The organism is Candidatus Brachybacter algidus (genome assembly GCF_016707225.1).
Taxonomy (GTDB): Bacteria; Bacteroidota; Bacteroidia; order Chitinophagales; family Saprospiraceae; genus Parvibacillus; species Parvibacillus algidus.
On sequence record NZ_JADJID010000007.1, the window covers coordinates 127,357 to 150,222 of the forward strand.

At 36.7% G+C, this 22,866-nt stretch carries 19 protein-coding genes and 1 pseudogene; 5 read left to right on the forward strand and 15 right to left on the reverse strand.

All coding sequences use genetic code 11. The features are described from left to right. Window positions 1–55 precede the first annotated feature (55 nt). Entirely contained in the window at window positions 56–1,270 is a 1,215-nt protein-coding gene (locus IPI15_RS17880; protein ID WP_287405167.1) for an ABC transporter permease, read from the reverse strand. Between the two features lie 145 nt (window positions 1,271–1,415). Here IPI15_RS17880 and murA point away from each other — a divergent pair, with 145 nt between their 5' ends. The 4 genes from murA to IPI15_RS17900 all read left to right on the forward strand — a co-directional run bounded on the left by murA (window position 1,416) and on the right by IPI15_RS17900 (window position 6,299). Beyond that, window positions 1,416–2,729, forward strand: a complete 1,314-nt coding sequence (gene murA / locus IPI15_RS17885; RefSeq protein ID WP_287405168.1) for a UDP-N-acetylglucosamine 1-carboxyvinyltransferase — start codon at window positions 1,416–1,418, stop codon at window positions 2,727–2,729. Between the two features lie 421 nt (window positions 2,730–3,150). Continuing rightward, a complete protein-coding gene (locus IPI15_RS17890) occupies window positions 3,151–3,696 on the forward strand; it encodes a DUF4442 domain-containing protein (RefSeq protein WP_287405169.1) in 546 nt (181 codons plus the stop codon). Between the two features lie 1,441 nt (window positions 3,697–5,137). Continuing rightward, window positions 5,138–5,935: a HipA family kinase gene (locus IPI15_RS17895; RefSeq protein WP_287421641.1), complete on the forward strand. Its 798-nt coding sequence runs from the start codon at window positions 5,138–5,140 to the stop codon at window positions 5,933–5,935. Beyond that, window positions 5,913–6,299, forward strand: coding sequence for a DUF3037 domain-containing protein (locus IPI15_RS17900; RefSeq protein WP_287405173.1), 387 nt, complete (start codon window positions 5,913–5,915; stop codon window positions 6,297–6,299). Before IPI15_RS17895 ends, IPI15_RS17900 begins: the two co-directional genes overlap by 23 nt. Window positions 6,300–6,418: 119 nt before the next feature. Here the strand turns inward: IPI15_RS17900 and IPI15_RS17905 are convergent, their stop codons facing one another. Both IPI15_RS17905 and IPI15_RS17910 read right to left on the reverse strand, forming a co-directional pair. Next, complete coding sequence (locus tag IPI15_RS17905) at window positions 6,419–7,132, reverse strand: endonuclease/exonuclease/phosphatase family protein (RefSeq protein ID WP_287421642.1); 714 nt, start codon at window positions 7,130–7,132, stop codon at window positions 6,419–6,421. Between the two features lie 245 nt (window positions 7,133–7,377). Beyond that, entirely contained in the window at window positions 7,378–7,932 is a 555-nt protein-coding gene (locus tag IPI15_RS17910) for a hypothetical protein (RefSeq protein WP_287421643.1), read from the reverse strand. Between the two features lie 181 nt (window positions 7,933–8,113). Between IPI15_RS17910 and IPI15_RS20030 the strand changes: the two genes are divergently transcribed. Beyond that, window positions 8,114–8,326, forward strand: coding sequence for a group II intron maturase-specific domain-containing protein (locus IPI15_RS20030; protein WP_353738776.1), 213 nt, complete (start codon window positions 8,114–8,116; stop codon window positions 8,324–8,326). 65 nt (window positions 8,327–8,391) lie between these two features. On the opposite strand, the gene IPI15_RS17915 is transcribed toward IPI15_RS20030, so the two are convergent. From IPI15_RS17915 to IPI15_RS17970, 12 genes and pseudogenes are all read right to left on the reverse strand, one after another. Continuing rightward, window positions 8,392–9,432 (reverse strand): ligand-binding sensor domain-containing protein, encoded by a 1,041-nt coding sequence (locus IPI15_RS17915; protein WP_287405178.1) that lies wholly within the window; start codon window positions 9,430–9,432, stop codon window positions 8,392–8,394. A gap of 373 nt (window positions 9,433–9,805) precedes the next feature. Then, on the reverse strand, window positions 9,806–10,945 hold the full coding sequence (locus IPI15_RS17920; RefSeq protein ID WP_287405180.1) for an FAD-dependent monooxygenase: 1,140 nt from the start codon (window positions 10,943–10,945) through the stop codon (window positions 9,806–9,808). Between the two features lie 118 nt (window positions 10,946–11,063). Then, complete coding sequence (locus IPI15_RS17925) at window positions 11,064–12,215, reverse strand: hypothetical protein (protein ID WP_287405182.1); 1,152 nt, start codon at window positions 12,213–12,215, stop codon at window positions 11,064–11,066. 394 nt (window positions 12,216–12,609) lie between these two features. Beyond that, window positions 12,610–13,011 (reverse strand): type II toxin-antitoxin system VapC family toxin, encoded by a 402-nt coding sequence (locus tag IPI15_RS17930; protein WP_287405186.1) that lies wholly within the window; start codon window positions 13,009–13,011, stop codon window positions 12,610–12,612. After that, window positions 13,008–13,253, reverse strand: coding sequence for a hypothetical protein (locus IPI15_RS17935; protein ID WP_287405187.1), 246 nt, complete (start codon window positions 13,251–13,253; stop codon window positions 13,008–13,010). The genes IPI15_RS17930 and IPI15_RS17935 overlap by 4 nt, the downstream gene beginning before the upstream one ends. A 504-nt stretch (window positions 13,254–13,757) precedes the next feature. Continuing rightward, window positions 13,758–13,916 (reverse strand): hypothetical protein, encoded by a 159-nt coding sequence (locus IPI15_RS17940; protein ID WP_287405189.1) that lies wholly within the window; start codon window positions 13,914–13,916, stop codon window positions 13,758–13,760. A gap of 97 nt (window positions 13,917–14,013) precedes the next feature. Then, window positions 14,014–16,956 (reverse strand): annotated as a pseudogene (locus tag IPI15_RS17945) (type I restriction endonuclease subunit R). Window positions 16,957–17,323: 367 nt separating this feature from the next. Next, window positions 17,324–17,662 (reverse strand): transposase, encoded by a 339-nt coding sequence (locus IPI15_RS17950; RefSeq protein ID WP_287421644.1) that lies wholly within the window; start codon window positions 17,660–17,662, stop codon window positions 17,324–17,326. A 519-nt stretch (window positions 17,663–18,181) separates the two neighbouring features. After that, a complete protein-coding gene (locus IPI15_RS17955) occupies window positions 18,182–18,535 on the reverse strand; it encodes a restriction endonuclease subunit S (RefSeq protein ID WP_287421645.1) in 354 nt (117 codons plus the stop codon). Between the two features lie 78 nt (window positions 18,536–18,613). Then, window positions 18,614–18,811, reverse strand: a complete 198-nt coding sequence (locus IPI15_RS17960; RefSeq protein WP_287421646.1) for a hypothetical protein — start codon at window positions 18,809–18,811, stop codon at window positions 18,614–18,616. A gap of 92 nt (window positions 18,812–18,903) precedes the next feature. Further along, a complete protein-coding gene (locus tag IPI15_RS17965; protein ID WP_287421647.1) occupies window positions 18,904–20,517 on the reverse strand; it encodes a type I restriction-modification system subunit M in 1,614 nt (537 codons plus the stop codon). Between the two features lie 684 nt (window positions 20,518–21,201). Next, on the reverse strand, window positions 21,202–22,851 hold the full coding sequence (locus IPI15_RS17970; protein ID WP_287405195.1) for a metallophosphoesterase: 1,650 nt from the start codon (window positions 22,849–22,851) through the stop codon (window positions 21,202–21,204). Window positions 22,852–22,866 lie beyond the last annotated feature (15 nt).

Consider the following 22,866-nt stretch of genomic DNA (forward strand, 5'->3'; position numbering starts at 1 on the left):
TCTTTTCGAGACTCTTTATTTTGTTTTGATATATATGCATGTCATCTACCATTGCTCAGGGCTGTATATTCGTTTTTACATCAAAGATATCTCTTACACCATTGCCAACCAAGTTAAAAGCTAAAACGAGGAATAATAATACCAAAACGGGTGCTATAGCTAACATTGGCTTACCACTGAGGATGAATCCATAGTTTTCGCTAAGAATAGAACCCAGGGATGGAGTTGGAGGTTGAATACCAAATCCCAGATAGCTCAGACCACTTTCTACGATGATAGCTGAAGCGAAATTTGATACGGCGATCACTATCAATGGTCCTAACATATTAGGCAGTATATGTTTTGATAAAATACGCATGGTACTCATGCCCATAGCTTTGGCGGATTCTACATATTTTTCTTTCTTAAGAGCCAGCACCTGGCCTCTCACTAACCGGGCCGCATCCACCCACATAGTCAGACCTACTGCTATAAAAATATTCTGAATACCACGCCCCATGACCAGAACTATCGCGAAAACCAATATTAACGTAGGTATACTCCAGAATACATTCATGATATAACTAAGCACATCATCTACTCTTCCTCCATAAAACCCCGAAACCATACCGATCAAAGTGCCGATCGTGATCGATATCAATACGGCCAATAATCCGATAAATAAGCTAAAACGAATCCCTAAAATAATCCTGCTTAATAATGACCGACCGAAGAGATCTGTACCCAACCAATATGTCCTCTTTTCGACTTGTTCTTCATTCAGTTTTTTATTTATGGATGCTATTTCGAGTATTTGTTTGGACTTATTTGTCATTAAAACTTCGTAAGAGTTTCCCTTTTTTTCAATGAATGAAATATCACTTGACCTCAGATACCAAGCGGCTTTGTGTATGGCTATGGTGGGAATTGAATCCGGAATCAAATCTTCATCATATACTTTATATCTTAGACTATCACCTTCAGTATCATACCAAGCCACAGGGACATATCTGTAAGCATCTTCCTCCCCATTTAAAATAAAAGACAACCATGAAGATTGCTGAACATCATTGTTTTTAGGAAATTTGATCAATTTAATACTGAAACCGGGTTGTTTTAAACTAATTGCCGGTATTTGTTCATTGATGTTAGGTGTCTTATCATCTGTAAATAAGTAGGCGAAAATAGCAAGGAAACTACAAATAATAATAAAAACTAAGGCAATTGCGCGAGGCTTTTGCTTCATAAATTGATAAAAAAGACCTTTACTTTCGCCTTGTCTTTTTGACATTATTTGTTTTTCAGATTCATGTTGTAAAATAACACATTCCAAACCTCATTGCAAAGTTTTTAAAGAGATAGTATTATTATGAAATAAATTAGTGGCAATTATCAATTTCCTGTTAGATTTGGTCCTAAATGTTAACCAATAGTAAATGAGTGATAGTTTTTTAGTGACCGGAGGAGCTCAGTTGTCCGGAAGTATCGAGCCACAAGGCGCCAAGAATGAGGCCCTACAAATTGTTTCGGCGGTTTTACTTACAGCGGAGACCGTTATAATTAGCAATCTTCCGGATATCCTGGATGTGCGCCTGCAAATGGAATTGTTAAAAGGTCTTGGTGTCAAAATCGAAGAACTTGGCAAAGGAGAATACTCTTTCAATGCCGCTGATATCAATCTTGATTATTTTCAATCTGCTGAATATCAGGAAAAAGCCAAAAGAATAAGAGGCTCAGTGCTGCTTCTGGGCACACTACTAGGTCGATTCGGAAAGGCTTATCTTCCAAAACCTGGAGGAGATAAGATCGGAAGGCGGAACCTAGATGCTCACTTTCATGGCTTTGAAAAGCTGGGTGCTAAATTTGTGTACAATGAAGATGCAGGAAATTTCTACATAGATGGTGCCAATCTTAAGGGCAACTATATTTACATGGATGAGATCTCAGTCACCGGTACAGGCAATGTCCTAATGGCTGCTGTCCTGGTTCCTGGTAAGACTACCATTTATAACGCTGCTTGCGAACCATATCTTCAACAACTGAGTAACATGCTCGTCCGCATGGGTGCTAAGATCGAAGGAATTGGATCTAACTTACTTGTCGTGGAAGGTGTAGAGAAACTAAACGGAACGACCCACAGGTGCCTTCCTGATATGATAGAGATAGGTTCATTTATCGGCATGGCAGCCATGACTCAGTCAGAACTTACTATCACCAATGCTTCTGTCAAAGATCTTGGAATTATTCTTCCCACTTTTCGAAAGCTAGGACTTGAGATCAATGTAAAAGGAGATGATATTCACATACCTGCTCAGGAAATATATGAGATACAAACGTTTATAGACGGTTCGATCATGACCATTTATGATGCGCCATGGCCGGGATTTACACCTGACCTCATGAGTATTATATTGGTGATGGCTACTCAGGCAAGAGGAAGCGTGTTGATCCATCAGAAAATGTTCGAAAGCAGACTATTTTTTACGGATAAATTGATCGAGATGGGTGCGCAGGTCATTCTTTGCGACCCTCACAGAGCTACAGTGATTGGATTGGAACGCAAAAGCCGTTTCCGTGCCATCAACATGACTTCACCGGATATCAGAGCAGGAGTATCCCTTTTGATTGCTGCTATGTCGGCCAAAGGAGTCAGCCGAATAGACAACATTCAACAAATAGACAGAGGTTATCAGCATATTGAGACCAGGTTAAATGCGATCGGGGCACAAATAGAAAGAATTCAGAACTAATTACTGAAGTTTCGGACCAAAATATTTTCTTTAATATCGTTGATATGACTCTACTTAAAATTAGAAATCAGAAATTAGAAATTAGAATGAAATTCCGGTGATCATTTATAGCAGGTGGAACCAATTTCCTAAATTTCGAATATTCATAAATTAAATTAACTAATTGAAATATAACAACTTAGATAATATTATTTGAAATGTATTAAATTTGTATCTTGATGATACTCAACTCTGTAATCAACTCCGAAACTTCAGTTAATTAATATTCAAGTTTCAGCAGTCAAACTTTGTTTCTTTTAAAGAAAAATATGGATCAATCTACTATATACCTTCTACCCCGCCGTTGTCAATGCCTTGTCGGGCAAGCCTCTAAAATCAGCCATCTACAATCGCTTACCTATTGCCGAAACTGGAATTCATTATGAATAAAACGACTTCTGACGTTATTGATAACTATCGCTCAAACCAGTCAAAGGAGTCAGCTAGTCTTGTTCGTTTAGCTTCCAGTCCCTGGATGTACAGACTGTTCTTAATGCGCCATTTACCTATGGCCTTCATAGCCCGGTTGAAGGTCAAAGAAATAAGTCTCACTTCGTGTACAATTTCAGTGCCGTACAATTGGATCAATAAAAATCCTTTTCGGTCCACCTATTTCGCTGTATTATCTATGGCTGCCGAAATGAGTACCGGCCTGCTTGCAATGGCATATGTCAGAAATGCCAAGCCTTCTATTTCTATGTTAGTAACTAACATAGAAGGTAGTTTTACAAAAAAAGCTGTTGGGCCTACCATGTTTAAATGCAATAGCGGTGATGCAATGAGATTGGCTATTGAAGAAGCTATAATAACTTCCCAACCACAAACATTCCGCTGCCAAACTATTGGCACTAATGGGCAAGGAGATGAGATCGCCTTATTTTATATTACCTGGTCTTTTAAGGTAAAGAACTCAAAGTTGGGTAGTTAAGAAACTAAGGTAGATAGCTAAGATTAGAAAACAGTTCAAATTTAATGCTTTGTTTCCAAAATCAAATGGATAACAAGATGAATAAAAGGGAACTCAAATAACGCTGATATTTATGATCTAATACGAAACGGAATTATATAATTGACCAATATTTTGCCGTATAATACCGAGCTGAAAGTCGTTTGTCCAAATTTATTTGGACTATTACGAATTTCCATTCGGTATAAAATGTTTGTTTAGCACAATATTTCCCTCTGAAAGCTAGGGTTTATACATAAGTATTTTTTCAAAAAAAGGCTTAATTAGAATTATAATATAATTGATAGACATTAAGTTACTTATAAGCAAAATTAATTTTGCAGACACGCGCACGCTCACAGTCCCGAGAGGAACGATTCGGGGTAGGTTAACCTACGCTCAGCACTTCATAGCGAATGATGTACAATATTTAAAGTAAAAACATAGATCGTGAGGTTCGGCGTAGGTTAACCTACGTCGGGGTGTCACCAAAGTTTACTTTGAAATAAACAAAAAAGATGTGTATAAACCCTAGCTTGTAGCGAGGTGCCAAAGCCGGGGTGTCTCCTTGATTTTTTTGTTACTTTTTGTATTAAGACAAAAAGTAAGTATAAAATTTAAACTATTTAATCATTACAACAAGAACTTTTAAAAGTTAATCTTACAATTTATCAATGAGCTAGATATTAAATATTCAAATAAATGAATGACCCTTAGGCTAAAGGGGAGTAATAGATAAGTAAATCTTGTATTAAATATATCATTCAATATCGATAAACTAAGCAATTTCGAAATTTTACTCATCAATTAAAATACAACCAACATCTCTAAATAAAAAAAAGGGAATTTCGGTCGTTACCAAAGTTCCCTTTTAAAATTTATTAAGCATCACCCTTTCCAAAATTATGATCAAAATCTGCACAAACTTTATGTGCGTTTCGATGATGTAAAGATGAGTTGAAAATTTTCCCCAAACATCACCGTATTCCGCTAAAAAAAACTTTGGTAGTAATACTGTATGAATTTAGAGGTGAGACTCAAGAATTTATGCGGATCGTCATTAATAATTAGACTAAGATTTTTACTTTCTTTAGGGCATTCGCCAAGAAAATCAATATTATTAGCCACGATGTAGTAAGCAGCACCGAAGTTAATTGTACGAATTTGCTTTAATAAATTCGTGTTAGATGCAAAGCATCATTCGTGGAATTAGTGGCTAAAAAGAAATTAGTGTTTAATTTAAAAAAACGAATTATCAAGTTACATATAAAGGTTGTAGAGAAATGAATAACTTATGCTCGCCAATCAAGAAGTATTCAATATGTCTACGGATAAGATTTCATTTTTTTCCATCAAATCCTGAGAACCCTTATCTTTAAGCTTCATTTATTTCAAAATCAATTATAACAGGGATTCCTCATCTATGGATATCAGTGAATTAAATATCAGGGAGATTGATGTAGTGCGCTACATTACACCATTGCGCGAAGGAGGCTCACTGCCTGCCATTGTGGAAGGAAGTGACGGGCTTAATTATGTATTGAAATTTCGTGGAGCGGGACAAGGAACAAAAGCGCTGATAGCAGACCTCATAGGAGCAGAGTTGGCTAGAGTCGCGGGTTTCAAAGTGCCTTTTTTGGCTTTTGCTCAGTTGGATGAAGGTTTTGGAAGAGCCGAACCGGATGAGGAGATCCAGGACTTATTAAAATTCAGCACCGGCCTTAATCTGGGTGTTTATTATATGTCTGGTGCCATAACCTACGACCCTTTAGTTTATGAAATGGATGGTCTTCTTGCTTCAAAAATCGTATGGCTGGATGCCTATTTAACAAACCTTGACAGAACTGCTAAGAATACCAATATGCTGTATTGGAACCGGGAGATTTGGCTCATCGATCATGGTGCAGCATTATATTTTCATCACAATATCGATACATGGGAGGATCATGCATTACGTCCCTTTAGCATGATTAAGGATCATGTGTTATTGCCGATAGCAGATAAGCTGACAGAAGCTGATGCATTTATGAAGAATAAATTCAGCGGAGAAGTCATTGATGCTATAATCGATTTGATACCAAACGATTTCATTATTACACATTTGGAAACAGTCGATGTGGACGAACGAAAAAATATTTATCGTCAGTTTTTGAAGACAAGACTGGCTAATTCTGGAATATTCTTAAAAGAAGCCATCGATGCAAGGGAAGCACTTATTTGAATATTCTATTATCCGATATGTCCCTAAGGTCGAACGCGGTGAAGCTATAAACCTTGGTATCATTATGTTTTGTAAGGAATTGGGATATCTTAAGCTCAAATATAAGCTGGACAAAGTTCGCCTAAGAGCTTTTCATTGCGATGCTGATATAGACAATCTCGAGATGCACCTCCGATCGTTTGAACTGGTGAGCATTGGAGATGAAACGGCATTTGGAATAGCCTCCCTTGAACAAACTTTCCGCTTCCGATGGCTTGCTTCCAAAAGAAGTACCATTCTGCAAACTTCTGAGATCCATCCGGGCTTCTGTGATGATCCGGATGAAATGCTCGCTCATCTGTTCAAGGAGCTAGTTGATTGTTAGATCTTCTAAGCACAAATTAAATTTATGAATTAGAACCATTAGAATTGAAAATCATTTTTTTGATTACCGATTACCGATTACCGATTACCGATTACCGATTACCGATTACCGATTACCGATTACCCATGAAACTCCACCACCACCGGTTTATGATCGCTACAATGGCTCCAGGCCTCATGCGTTCCAATCTCGACAATGGTCATTCTGCTAATAAAATCTGAGGAAGCAAAGCAATAATCGAGGTGATAAGGCTTATCCTGATGGCTATACATGAATTGCGTCGGATGTAATTCTTTGCCATGAATTTGTTTGTGAAATGTGTGATATGCGCTATAGATTTTCTTATTAGCTAAATATGCGACAACATCACTATGATTTCCAATTCTGCGAGGGCGATCCCAGATGGAATTACTATTAAAATCGCCTGCCAGAATTGTATTTTTTCTTTTGATTAATTTATCATAATAATTAATTGCCTTCCATACTTGAGTGACATATGGACCATCTTTGTCCGATGGATTATTAGCCCAAATAGCAAATAAAACAAATTTGCAATTATCACGGGTCACTTGAATTGGAAGAATATTTTTAAATAGTGGATTGTGAATTTTTAGCAATTTCAATTTGTAATTATTATAGGAAAGTACCCCAAGACCCTTATTTTTATTATCACCATTCCAAATAATATTAGTTGGAATTTGAGTGCCATCCGGAAATATTAGTTTGTCCGGATGTTCGCACTCCGGCACTACAAGAATGTCCGGCTTGAGAGGTAAGATGAATTTTGCTTTTTTACGAAAAGCCATGTTGCAATTCCAGGTAATTATTTTCAATTTGCCTATATTTTATGGCTTTAATTTATGCTCCAAAAACGTGTAATTCAATTTAATGTTTTGTTTCCATTGGAATTTCAAAGGTCCTTTTAACAGATTTCTGTCCATGTTTGAATACTATCAACAAATTCGGTCAAGTTAATGAGGGCCAGTAGGTGAACCGCCCGCTTGGTATGAGCCGCGTAGATATCGGAGTATTCTGGTGAGGCTGGCTACTCGATTAGCGGTTCGTTGTTTTTTGATAATTAATTTTTGCTATTGAACAATTTTAATAGCTCCTTATATGTCCACTCATTACCTTTTTCAAAGAAAGTATAAGCTTTGTCCCAATCATTGCCTTGTCCCCAACCAACCATAGTTGAAATAATCTTTATATTTCCTTTTCCAATATCAATAAATTGAATTATTTCCTGAAGGTTTTTATCTTCATTTCTTGCTTGTTGAGGAAAGTTTTCGTTAAGATTTACTTTTAGCGTCAACATTTCACTATCTAAGTAGTTAATAATGTCCAATTGAATAGCTGTTGTATCCTCGGTTGTTTTGGTTTTATCATAGTTCGTTCTAATCCACCCTCCAATTTTCATATTTGTTTTTACAACAGGCGCTATCCATTTTTCAAGACCTTTGTCAGTAGTAAACAGTTTCCAAACTTCTATTTTATCTGCTGGAACAACTATTGAGAATTGTAAGGCTTTCTCTCCAAATTTTGTTACATAAGAAGAGTTGACAACTTGTGCTTGTATTCCAAAAAAGGGGATAACAAATAAGCTTAATAATAACAATGCTTTCCTGATTTTCATATTTTTAAATTTATTAATTTCGACTTTGTAATACTGGTAATGTCACCATAAAATGACTGTTAACTTTTTTACTTTTCATACACCATCGCGCATGTCCACCCAATTCCACCGGCTTTGCGCAATTAATGTGTTCTAATTTCTCCAAAGATATTGATTTTAAAAAGAAAGCATTTCATATTTATTGAAATCCATTAAGAAAGGAGAACGGGGTAAATATCAACTGGTAGTAAGTAAGAAAAAGTGGGAAACGCTGAAGGAAAAACTGAAGGTAATAAACCGCAAGGCCATACCGATGAACTTTGATGATCGTATCGAGCGGCTCAATTGGTTGATCCGTGGATGGATTAACTACTTTAATTTGAGGTGCGCAGCTCGCTTACGCAGGGTGGTGTGAGCCGCGCAGACATCGAAGTAGTTTGGTGAGGCCGTCTACTCGATTAGCAGCTGCTCTTCTTTCTGTTATAGTTTAAATCTCTCAAATGTTTCTCCGTTAAATTTATATGCCCCGTTCTCGTGTGTTCCAAGCCATAGGTCGCCATTGTTGTCTTTGTATATGCTGAATAAAGTAATGTCTTTTGAATTATTTTGAACAGCATAGTGTGTAATGTTCTTTCCGTCATATTTCCAAACGCCATCACGATATGTTACAAACCATAAATTATTATTATCGTCTATTACACTTGATAGATACTCGTCCAAATTGCTTTCAATTTTTCCATCTAAACCGCCAATGCTTTTATGTCTAGTATAAAATTTATTACTTATTAATGTTGTGCTGTCGTAAACACTGTAACGGAATTCTGTATTGAACCAAAAGTCACCATTTTTGTCTTCCAAAATAGAACGTACACCGTTTGCACCTTCATTGCGAAATTCTGTCACATCTTCTTCTGTAATCCATTCAAATGATTTTCCATCATATCGGCAAACTCCAACAGGGTTTGTACCAAACCAAATATTTCCTTTTTGGTCTTTATAAATACTATAGATTTCAAATGAATTTGGAAAATTAGGTGGTTTTGGTAACGTCAATTCATAAAAATTATTACCATCAAACCGATATACTTTTTCAGATTGATAGGCATTTCTAAACCACAAATCAGCGGATTGAAGTTTCCATTCATTGCTTTGGGTTGCTATAATTGTAGTAAATGATTGTTGGTTGAATTTGACAATTGTCGATTGAGGTGAACAACTAATGAAGTAAATATTACCTAATTTATCCTCTTTAATTTCATCAATTCTATTGTTTGGCAAACCATGTTTTGTTGTGTAATTAATCAATGTTTTTCCATCATATCTATAAACACCTGTTTCCCAACTGCCAAACCAATAAACGTTTTTCTTGTCTTGGTAAGCAACCATTATACTGCTTCCAAGTTCCTTTACTGTGTCTCCATTTATATATTGGTTTGTGTTATTTTTCTTATCTGCTGTTTGTCCATTGCACGAAGTCAACAGAGTTAAAAGGCTAAGAAATAAATGTATGTTTAATTTCATTTTCGGTCTTTTTAATCTTTGTAAGGTCTTCTTCGCCAAACCCTTGTGTGTGCCACGAATGGCAAACTCCTCTGTAAAAGTAGCTAAAATCAGAGAGCGTAAGGGTTTCTGAAAGGACATTTATTATCTAGGAAGTGAAAGTCTCGAATGTGCGGGGTAACGAGCCGAAGCACTAGCAAGCTCCATATTCAGCACTACTGGGACCATGAATCGCTTGAAGTCGCGTGGGTATATCTCCATGCTTGAATACTATCAACAAATCCGGTCAAGTTAATGAACCGCCCTGTACGTGAACCGTACGCAGGGTGGTGTGAGAGGCGCACCTCATCAGAGTAATCTGGTGAGGCCGTCTACTCGATTAGCAGTTCGGCTTTTATATTTCAATGTTTGTAACTCTATATGAAAAATATTTGTCTATCATTTTCATTGCCACACTTGAAGGCATTGCTTTAAATGCAAAGTTTCTTAACCTTATAAGTAATGGATTTGTTATTTGTCCCATTTTACCCAATTTCAAACTTGTATTTACAATGTTTTCAGACCGAGGATATTGAAGGTTTTCATATCTGTCAAAAGCTTTTTTGGTCAATCCATATTTCTGAATTGATTTAGCTAAAATGTAAGCTCCTTCAATAGCCATACATCCACCCTGTCCTAAATTGGGTGTTGTTGGATGAGCAGCATCGCCTAGTAAGATTGCATTTCCTCTAGACCACCCTTTATGTGGTTTTCTGTCAATTAAACTGTTTTTTAAAATGACTTCGGTATTATTCATTAAGTCAGGAATAGGATGATGCCAATCTCCAAATAATCGTTTTAATTTATCCTTTGTGCCTTCAGGGCTATCGTCCTGCATATACGTTTCATTACAGGTCGCCCACCAACCATAAACTCCGTCTTTGATTGGGACTATTCCTACTCTTTTTCCGATTCCATAAGTTTCGCTACCATATCCTATTTCAAAATTCGTTTTTACAACTCCACGCCAAATACTGTATCCTCTAAAAATCGGTTCTCCATCATTTATGATATGTTTCCTAACTTCTGAATGTATTCCGTCTGCCCCTATAACAGCATCAAACACTCTGTTTTCTCCATTTTCAAATTGAATGGTAATTTGTCCATTATCTAAGTGAGCAATATCTTTTAAAGAGAAATCATTGTAAAGATTAGCTTCAATATTTTTTAAAAGAATACTGTGTAAGTCTGCTCGGTGAATACAAATTACAGGGTAGTCGCTTTTAGGTTCGGACTTACTTAAAACTTTTCCTTTGCTGGTCTTTAAATAAACAGTTTTAAATTGTCCGCTATTTTGTAAGATTTCCTCTAACAAGTCTAAATCATCCATTACACAAAGAGCATTTGGGAATACGCTGATGGCTGCTCCTATTTCCCTAAAACTTTCTTTTTTCTCGAAAATATGAATTTCATAATCTTCGTTTGTCAAACTTCGGGCAAATGTTAAACCTGCAATTCCACCTCCAATTATTGCTATTTTTTTTCTTTCTCTCATTATCATTTGTTTACGTAATGTCTTCTTTTGAGCTGACTGCTAACGTTTTGGCGGTATGTGGCGGCTTCGGCGTTAGCCGAGCTGACATCATACCGCATGTTACCACTCGTTAATTCATTCATTTTGTTTCTATATCATATCTGAATCCAAGTTCCTTTCTGATAGGTCTGAGAGGAAATTCGGGATAAATTAGAGCTTCAAATTCCAAATCCTTCTCCCAAGGCTCATATTTATAAGTCCAAAAAATATCAAAGTATCTTTCTTTACTATTGTAATAACATATCATTCCTATCCCTTTTTCTAACTGCTGATCGTACATATGGATTTTAGTAAAATTTTGTAAACCATTTTGAGCTTTATCTTTTTTTTCGAATAATAGAGGTATGAATACAAAACCACATTTCGATTCAGAACTTACCATTCTATAGGGAATATCGAATTCTTGCTTTCTACATTTGTCCAGAGCATAATTAAACCTTTCTTTAAACGACTTCAAGTCTAATCTGTGTAATTTCGCCAATTCTTTTATTATAAAATAGTATTCAGTTCGTTCTGAGTTTACAATTATTTTATTTTTAAAATATTTGACAATGTCAGAAATATCAAAAGCACTTAAATCTACTGTTAAATTGATTTCTAATTTGTCAATCTCATTATTAAGTATAAAATTATTATGGTCTGTTAAATAATGCTTTAAGACATAGTTCTCAGTTCTATAATTTATACCAAGTTTATTGTTTACTATTAATTTTTCACGAAATTGTAAGTAATCTAAAATTTCATAAGGAGTTATAAGTATATTACAAATCAGGTTGTAATCTTCAATGTGCAATAAGTGGATACAGCCAACTTGAGAACTTAAATAGCATTTCTTATCTCTTAATTTTTGGTTGAAACTTATTCCTGGATTGTAAACAATCAGTTTTAATGGAACATTTATTTTAGCTTTTGCTATATCATGTATTACTCCTTTTTCGTTTGTAATTAAGATTTCATCATATTTATTTATATATGAAAGCGTATTCTTAATTTGCTGAACTGCTTTTTTTTCTATTTTGCTTTTGAACCAGTTTTCAATATTTTTTTCTACTTCAGAGTTTCTTTCCTTAATTTGAAATATAAGAAAAAAATCATCTATCCATATGACATTATCTGCAAATTCCAATTCTTGTCCATTTGAGTGATCAATGAATTTGTTTTGACCAAATGTGAATTCTTCGAAAAAATAGTTGTTATTGAGTTCTATTATCTTCCGTTCTGTACTTTCCATATTTTAATGAGTGGTAACTTATTTATATGCGACACAAAATAGCGCATATCCACCCAATTCCACCAGCTTTGCGCAATTCATGTGTTGTAACTTCTCCAAAGATATTGATTTTAAAAAGAACGCATTTCATATTTATTGAAATCGTGTGTATTACAAATTGCACAAAGCCCAAAAAGAAAAAACTTAGCACATTAAGATTCCTCGCTTCGCTCGGAAAGACATTATTTCAATGGGATGGGGGTAGAAGGATTCTGTCATTCCTACCGAAAGTAGGAATCTAATCCAGATCAATCAATTTTCAAAAGACAGGATCTTGCTATCGATAAGGGTAAATTAACAGCACTTACATAAAACACAAAAGCTGAAGTTTGCACTTCAGCCCTGCTGTGATGTATCAGAGTATTGTCCAATCTTCGATAACAATTCCGTCAAGTCGGTCAAAATCGCTAACATTTTTTGTTACTAAAATCAAGTCATTGAAAATGGCTGTTGAACCAATAAGTAAATCAAAATCGTCTAACATTTTGCCTTTGGTTTTCAATCGAGCCTTTTCGGTTGAGTAGATGTCAAGAGCCGGGAAAATAGGAAGAATGAAAATCTTTGCCTGAAATATTTCGAGAACTTTTTGGTTTTTTTCTTTGTGTGTGCTCTTTGCAATTCCGTACTTTAGTTCAGCTATTGTTATTTCAGAAACACAGCAATTTTCAAAACCAACCTCGTCAATTTTTTCTGTGAGATTGAATTTGCCATTGAAGAAATATGCACAAATGTTGGTGTCTAAAAGATACTTTTTCACAAGTCAATGGATTGACGGGTGAATTTTCTGTCTTTCTTTAACTCATCTACAAAATCGTCTGCCGATTGGTTAAGTTCCCAAGCTCCAAACAAAGACTTCCAGGAGTTATCTTTAGACTTTTTCTCAGTTTTCAATGACTTTGAAAGCCTTGCAATAAGTTCCAATTTATTGTTGGGACTAAGGCTTTTCAGCAACGTATAGTAGCTATCAACCAAGTTTATATTTGTATCTGCTGCTTTCATCTTTTTACTGTTTAAACTAAAAGACAAAGATACAAAAAATATCAAACGCACTGAGACCTACTCCTTTTGTGTTTTTCAGCTTCCACTTTTAGTTCTGCAAATGTCGATTGTATGTCGGTCAACCGGTGTCGTGTGTGTTTAGTCCGTCTTATGATAGAATTGAACTTGTCCATACGCGATGCAAAAATAGCACATATCCATCCAATTCGGCCTGCTTTGCGCAATTAATGTATTCTAATTTCTCCAAAGATATTGATTTTAAAAAGAACGCATTTCATATTTTTTGAAATCGTTTTGAAATATGCACGAAGATGGCTTATTTGAATAAGCATATAGATTCCTCGCTTCGCTCGGAATGACATTATGTCGATGGGATGAGGAGATAATGAGTTTTTCAAGTGACAAAGGAGTAAAAGTTGTTTTTAAAAGATGTTTGTTTAAAATCTCGGATGCGGAAGGAAGATAAGAAACATAATTTTAAAGCTGTGTTAGCCATATGGGTTTTCATTGGAGCGTAAATAAATTAAGCCATTTATCATTTCCTAAATTGTCAATAAAGTCTGCTGACAATACCGGAGATGCATAAGATTGTACATTGGTCAAACCAATGCCGGCAATACCTAGGCCAATTTGTTTTAGCCAGAGTCGTCTTTTGGTTTGCATGTTTTTTTTAGACTTTAAAATAATAGTTTATTACTCTAGCGGAGAGTTAAATTCGACTAACTGTTTTGTTGAAAATGTGTCTCATATGCGTTATCTATCACATCATCCCATTCATAAACGTCTCTACAAAGTCCATTAAACGCTTCAGTATCCTGTCACCTAATTTCTTTCGATGTAGCACACTTGGCTTGTCGCCATCTATGAGCTCCAGGACTTCGTCTCTCAATGGCTGCCTTTCTGCAAATAAATAGTTCTCAATTAATTTTTCTGTTTTTCCGGCAGAGAGATTTTCTTCAGTGACTAATTTTGAAAAGGCCTCCTCCTGCTCTTTGTTCCAGTATTTATCAAATGCTTCCGGTACTTCATCCGAGTTTTCTATCACAGGTAGATTCTCTAATATAAATTTCTCTATCAATTCCCGCTTACTACGCAGGGTAATTTCATTGTTAAGTAAGTTGAATATTTCCTGTTCAGCCTTTGAAGTATCCTTTTGTTTCTGTGATTTTAATTTGATCAAAAGCTAAATAATATAGGTTACATTTATTTCATCCCGATGGATCAATTCCAGCTCAAAATCCACATCTTCTAAGATAGAAACTTTCTCCTTTTCATGTCCACGCTTTACCTTATCGTATAGGTCCAGATACTTGCTTTTATAATCTTCAAACTGCTGTTCTGTCATTTCCAGGTCTTCCCATTTGAAATCTGAAAAGGAAGCGAGAATATTTTTTATCCTCATCAGATCCCGGAATGCCTTGATGAATTCCAACTCGTCATCTTCGCTCACCAACTCATCCACACTTTCCAGCGTAGGAGTTAATGCAATCAAATGGTCAAATGCTTCATCAAATTTGACCGCGTAATCTTCATAAGGTTTCATGATGATGACCTCGATCGCTTCCTTATTGCTAAACAATGTAATGGCTTCGTCGGTGCGACTTTTAAGATTGCGGAAAGCAACAATATTGCCCTGGCTTTTTTGCTCGTTCAATATCCTGTTCGTCCTGCTGTATGCCTGAATTAATCCATGATACCGCAGATTTTTGTCCACATACATCGTATTTAATGTCGGGCTGTCAAAACCCGTGAGGAACATATTGACCACCAACAAAATATCGATCTTGCGTTCTTTTACTTTTTTTGAAACATCATTGAAATAATTGTAAAAACTCTGACTGTCCCTGGTCGTAAAATTGTCCCCAAATAGTTTGTTGTAATCGCCGATAAACTCCTCCAACTTTTCCCTGCTGTGAAGATTTATTTTATATCCTGCCGGAGGATCTGCAGCCATTTCCATCTGATCAAAATCCTGATCCGCGTTTAATATTCCGTTGGCATCTGCATCATCTTCATTCACGCCATAACTGAAGATGGTTGCAATGTTCAGATTGTGTAAACCTTCTTCTTTTTTCCTTTTGAATAGGTCAACATACTTGATGAGCGTAGCCACATTGTTGATGCAAAACATTGCCGTAAAATCCCGATTGTGGGTCTTTCGGCTGTGATGCGCAATGATATAATCCGTTATTTTCTCCAATCGGACACCGTCTTCCATCAATTCTTTTGTATCAATGTCTTCTACCTCAATGTCGATATTGGAGGCGAACGGTCGTTCGTCTCTCCATTTATATCTGCCTACATACTCTACGGAAAATTTTAAAACATTTTCATCTTTGATGGCATCGGTAATGACATATTTATGCAAACAATCCTCAAACAAATCTTTTGTGGTTCGCTTGCCGTGTTCATTTTTGGCGGCATTGTCTGCGAAAATAGGCGTTCCCGTAAATCCGAACATTTGGGCATTGCTAAAAAACTCTTTTATTCTTTTGTGCGTGTCCCCAAACTGACTCCTGTGACATTCGTCAAAGATGAAAATAATGCGTTTGTCCTTCAGCTCAGACATTTTCGACTCATATTTGAGTTTGCTGATGGCTGTATTGAGCTTTTGAATAGTGGTTACTATGAGGTTTGAATTTTTTGATTCCCCTTTTTTGTCCACATAGGTTCCTGTAAACTGTTTTACCAGATTTTGCGTATTGTCAGAACCGTCGATACTGCCTTCCTGAAAACTGTTAAATTCCTTGATCGTTTGATTATCCAGATCTTTTCTATCCACTACAAATACTACTTTGTGCACTTGCGGTAAAGCCATGAGGATCTGACTGGCTTTAAAACTGGTAAGCGTCTTGCCCGAACCCGTGGTATGCCATATATAACCGTTCTTGGGTTGAGTAGCAAGGCCTTGCGACTTAACCCTTTCTATCAATGCCTCCACTGCATAGAACTGATAAGGGCGGAGCACCATTGGGATCTTGTAGGTTTCATTGAGTACGATGTATTTGCAGATCATCTTGCTGAGATGGCAAGGCTCTAAAAATGCATCTGTAAAACCGTTCAAAATATTGGAAAGCCTTTTGTTTTCTATATCTGTCCAATAAAAAGTCTGTTTGAAACTTTGGTTTCTATTGTTGGCATAATACTTAGTGTTTACGCCATTGCTGATGATAAAGATCTGTACATACTGGAATAGGGCAGCATTGGAGCTAAAGGAATGTCTCTGATAGCGATTGACTTGATTGAATGCTTCCTTCAGTTCCAGCCCTCTGCGTTTGAGTTCTATTTGCACCAATGGCAGACCGTTGATGAGGATCGTGACATCATAGCGGTTTTTATATTTTCCTTCCTGGCTTACCTGATTGGTTACCTGATATTGATTCTGGCACCAATGTTCGATATTCAGGAATTCAAAATAAAGATTGTCTCCATTATCCCTTAAAATATGCTGCTTTTGTCTCAGGGTCTTGCCTTTTTCGAAAACAGAACCTTTGTTTAAAATATTTAAAACCCTTTCAAATTCTGTTACTGAAAATTGTTCTTCTCCGGTTCTTTTTAAGGCAGAATGATTGTGTTTTTCTAATTGTCTTTTAAGATTAAATAATAGGTCGACTTCACCATCGATTTGCACATAGGTATATCCTAATTTTTGCAATTGCACGATGAGCTGTTCCTCTAATATTTGTTCGGATTGTTTAGCCATTAATTTTATCTTTTCCCCAATTCATTGGATTGTTGACAATGTATCTTTCAATAATCCCGAATTCACGATCATTACGAATAATGTGATCGTGATAATTGGGTTGAAAAAAATGATTTTTTTTATTATATTTTGGGATATTCAATTGATGTTCATCAATATAATCATCAATTTTTGTATTTACCGCCGATTTGAATCCCGCCATAAATGATGAAATGGATTTTGGCAATCGAATTGGCGGGTTTCGTTTTATGGATAATAAATCGGTGTCGATGGAATCGGTCGGGTTTGTGGATATTGATCATTGTGGAAGGGAACCGGGGGAGCCGGGGGATGGGAAGGGGGGGGAGGCGGGCCTCTGGCCGTCGAATCAACGACCGCCGCAATCACGTCCGTCGTCCCACCATCCGTCCGTTCCACCATCCATCCCATCCCATTTTTCGCGTATTTCCACAATTCCATGCAAATGATTTGGCATGGTAACAAATGTATGCAATAATAATTCATCCCGGATTTCAAATGATTTAAACCATTCCATTTCGACGATTTTTCCAAAATCGGACAATACCATTTCGTGATTTACAATGGTTCCTAAAATACATTCCCTGTGTTGTGTTACAATGGTCAAAAAATACATGGCCTCCGCCGAATAATCCCAATTGGGTTTGCGGTGTGATTGGATGCGGTATTTATTTTGATATTTTTCCATTTGTATTATATTGGTTCGTGTATAGGGGCACGGCCGTGCACCTCTATACAAACATCTTCTGCAACAATCCCTTTTTCCACACCTCCGTTTTTGTTATTTCGGTCTGTGTATGGTTTATTTTTTCGTCTATGGAGGAAAGGAAATTGGCGATGAGGGTTTGTTCTTGACAGGAGGAAACTTAATTCTATTTTGAAAATCTGCTTTTTGAGAACTTGGAGCACCACCTTGTGAAATTTTATTATGTATTTTCAATTAATTAAAAAAAATAAATAAAAATAAATTTTCAACTAATCTCTAATGAATTTTTATAAAACAAAGTAATCACAGTCATTTTACCATTTCAATATATTATTGGTTTATAAATTTGCCCCTTTCAAGTTCATTAATTAAAAATTTTCAACCTTAGTCATTTTTACTTGTCCATCTTACTGTGAGGTATACTTGCTTTACTTAAATGTTTGTAATCATTGCCATTACCAAAATTTATTATATTCTTTTATTTATGTTCGTTACCAAATTTCAAAACTTCCCCAATTTCTTCTCTTCCCAATCCCCAAATTCCTTCCCATCCTCATTTTTAAACCTCAACTCCTGCGAAAACAGTTTTTGCATGACCCCTTTTTTGTAAACTTCCAAAAGGCTTTTTTTCTTTTTAAGGGCTTGTAGTTTTTCATCAACTGCGGTGAGGAAGGTGGCGATTTTGGATTGTTCAAGTAAGGTAGGGAAATGAAATTCAAAGTTATTAATCTTATGTAGTGTAATTCTTCTTAATGCCTGACCAGCGATTTGGCTTTCTATTTCTTTCTGTCCAATGTCTGAAACAATTAATATAAAAAAGTAATTTGAATAAATGCTAATGTTCAAATTCTGCAATTGAAAGTAATCTAATTTTATTTCTTAACTCACAGTTTATGCATGATTGTCCAATTGTCCATCCTTTGTATAGGAATATCACCTTTTTAACATCAAATCTTTTGGACTTGTAAAATTATCTGATTTTGTTGTGTATTCGATCAATTTCCATATTCCTCTTCCATCCTTTAAGTGATATATTAAGTTTTCAGATTCATTAAATGATTTGGTAAAATTGATTTGCTTTTCTCTAGTTACTCTACTTGCCGTATTTCTAATAACTTCTTCTTTTCCCATTTCCTTCAAATTCCGGAAACTGTTTCATTTCATCTTTTGTATATTCGTCTTTGGTTTTCAATATTAAAAGGCTTGTTGAAATTTTATTTAATTCATTTAGTTGATTTAATGAAATGGTCGCTTTTTAAAAGGTGTTGAATATTTAATTTTATGTCATTTTCCAACGATTTTAATTCGTTTGCAATGGCATCAATGTCTATACTTTCCTCCGCTTCAAATGTATCGACATACCTTGGTATATTTAGGTTGTAGTCGTTTTTGGCGATTTCTTCCAGCGATGCTTTTTTGCTGAATTTTGCTGTTTCTGTCCTCGATCGATAGGTCTCAATGATAAGGTCAATGTCTTTGGTTCTGAGTACATTTTGAGTTTTCACCTTCTCATAATGATCACTGCCACTGGCATCAATAAATAAAATGTCTTCGGGATTTTCCCTGCATTTTTTAAAAACCAGGATACAGGTCGGAATACTCGTTCCATAAAATATATTGGCAGGCAATCCAATGACGGCATCCAAAAAGTTCTTGTTTTCTATCAAATACCTGCGGATGTGTTGCTCAGCACCGCCCCTGAACAATGCACCATGCGGCAATACAAGCGCCATCGTGCCATTGTCTGCCAGGTGGTAGATCATGTGCTGCACAAAGGCAAAGTCGGCCTTACTTCCCGGTGCCAGTCTTCCATACTGACTAAACCGATCATCACTGGTAAACAAAGGGTTGGCACTCCACTGCGCCGAAAATGGCGGATTGGCGACAATGGCTTCGAATTGTTGGTCTATATGCTGTGGATGTTCGAGGGTATCGTCCTGTTTTATATCAAAACTGCGGTAATGTACACCATGCAATATCATATTCATGCGCGCAAGGTTGTACGTCGTGCGGTTCATCTCCTGTCCGTAGAAGTTACCCACATCCTGCACCTCCCTAGCTACACGCAGCAACAAAGAGCCCGAGCCACAAGTAGGATCATAAACAGATTTTAGTTTTTTCTTTCCCGTGGTTACGATCTTCGCCAATATTTTGGAAACTTCCTGAGGTGTATAAAACTCACCCGCCTTTTTTCCTGCCCCACTGGCAAACTGTCCGATCAGATATTCATATGCATCGCCCAATATGTCGTTTTCCTGTTGAGACGTATGGTCATTCTCTTCCAGTTTGAAATCAATTTTGTCAAGGTGAGTCAGCACTTTTGAGATGATGACATTCCGTGCTTCGGGTGTTTTCCCGAGTTTGGAACTGTTCAGGTCCATGTCCTCAAAAAGATTGTCAAAATCTTCTTCGCTATCCGTCCCCATCGTACTCAGCTGAATATTGATGAGGATCTTCTGCAAGTCCTCCAAAATAAAATTGGTCTTGCTTGCGTCAAATTTGTCCACATCATCCTCATTGTCTCCCTGCCCACGTTTCGCCACTTCTGCAAACAATTCTTCCGGCTTCAAGAAGTAACCCAGTTTGTCCAATGCCTCCTCCTTGATCGCTTCTATAAACTCCGCCCCATCTTTCGTCTTCGGCGTAATATCCCTAAACTTAATATTGTCCTGTTTCAATATCTCATTGGCGAAGAGGTCCATCTTCTCACTTAGATACTTATAAAATATAAATCCCAGGATATAATCCCGGAATTCGTCTGCATTCATCTTACCACGCAGCGTATTGGCGATGTTCCAGAGTTGTTGTTCCAATACTTTTTTAAAGTCTTCAGACATAAGGAGGTTGTTGGTTTAGGGGGGTGAAGGTACGGAATGGGAATTGGATGGTGGGAAAATTTGGGGGTCTAAGCAAAAAAGGTTAATGGTGCAGGGTTATGTATTAATGCTTGGGTATTATTATCAGATATCTGCCCTACTTGTGAGTAGCTCATTAAGCAACCATGCATCCTAAGTTCTACATAATAATGAATGTAAAATAAAATGTACTTGGCTTGAATCTTCTTAGTGAGAACGCAAATCCAACATGTATAATCTAATTGCTTTTTTGTTTTTATCAACTATAGTATGTGTGCAATAAATTTCGCTGGTTGGAGGCTTTTGAGAATCGAAACAGAGGCAAGTATCAAATAAACCTAAGGCCAAGCGCCTAAGCTCATCGGATACTTCAGCAGCATAAACCTGTGTAGGATTCGGACCAGTTGGATCATAGCGATTGCCCGGTAGCCCGAAATCATGATTAACCCAAAATTACCCGAATATGTGGCCTGAACTCGATTAGATCTTTGTTTTTTGCTGATTTTTTGTACTTTTTTAGTGACTTGCCCACTTTTTTGGAGTCAACTTATTTTAGGTCTAAGAACACTTTCACGAGGGCGGAAAAGATGAGTAAGAGGAATGGTTAGATTGTTCCGATTGTTTACAATCCAGAGGTTTCGAAATCCTTCAAGGTTATGGGTTAAGCTAAATGGAGAAGAACTGCACCCGGCTAATTGCTCCATTCTTTTCCATATCCACCTGCGAATAACCCGGGTTAATGGTTAGACCTCCTCCTTGTTTTTCACTGTCCGTAACCTTCCGGGCAAAAAAACCTCCCCTTGGACCTGCACTTGTTGTATTTATATATAATGGATATTTATAAGGAAATGTTTTCAGTCCGATACTACGGCCTTGGTTAGCTGGAGACTGGATTGGTGGAAGCAGGCTTTTTACAAGCATCTTTCCAACAAGAGTAGGCGCAATTTTCTCCTTGTCTGTAGTTATATGCACAACATACAGCCCATCACGATGGATATGACCGGAAAAAATAGCACGAACACCGGATTTTGAGTCTGTCATTTTTTTAATAAACCAATCTCTGTCCTTACTAAATGAGTTATAGTCCGCTACAGCACCATATCCATATTCATTTGGAAGAACTGCAAATATGGGATGGCCATTCCACTTCTCTATTTTACCATCTGGCATGCGTGTAGCATAATGTTTTGTGCCACGTGCTTTTTCATTTGGACCATAAATCTTTTTCCCTTTCATAAGATCTAAGTCAGACCAGTCTGGATAAGGTGATATAGCTGGTGCATGGATTCCGATGAACTTAGAATTTCCTTTTTTCGCTAAAAAACCCTCTATCAAATTCTTCTGAATTGATGTTAGACAATTTCTTGCTTTTGGCCCCGGCATAGTAGCTTTTTCTGCTTCCCATGGCATGAAAGGCCACTCTTTGCCATTTTCCATTAATGGAAAAAATAAGTCCTCGTCTTCAGCCCAATCAAGCATCAACACGTTTTGACCGCCAGGTAATGGAAATGAATAATCCAGAAATGGGTTGATTGTCATGAGATACCAACCAACAGATTCAACCGTTGTTTCGACAGGAAGATGTGGTTCATCAAGGGTCTTTCTTTGTGCAATGAGTTTTCCTACCGTTTTTAAAAGAGAACCGTCATCCCAAAATTTCTTTATGAAATCATTGTCAGATGCTAAATGGTAAGTGAATTTTCGATCATAACCATAACCATGAGCAGCTTTCAAAAGACGTTTAGTTTCCTTTTCTTTACCTTTCGGTGTATCTTTATCTAACTCAACATGATTATGAAAAAAAGCCGTGGGTGATGGTGAACCTGCAATAGCAAATGGAGGATAGGGATTAAGACGCCAATCGTGATTTCCAAGAATTGTATAAGTAGGCTTTTGATATGAATCTCCGGAGGCCAGCAGATAATAAAAAAGAAACCAATTACGGTCGCCATGGTAAAGCCCGTCTTCTCCCAATCTGTTACTTGCAGTTAAACCCCAATGCCCCCTTCCATAATCGATTAAATCTCCTGTCAACAGCAATATATCAGAGTCTTTCTTTGCATTACCATAAGCCTTGATAAAGCTTTTATTCCAATTGTTGAATTGCGTTTTCTTATTTTCCTTTTTAAGGTTTTCTTCATAAACATTAGCCCTCACGCTAACATGGGTATCCGTAATGTGCCCGATTTTAAAGCCACTATTATTCGAATGTTTCACAAAAAGCGGGTGCAGTACTTCAGTACGGTTCCGTCGCATCTGTAACTCAGTCCGGTATGGTTTGTGAAGGCTGCCATATTCGTATTCATATTCGCCCATCAGAAATTTAGATTG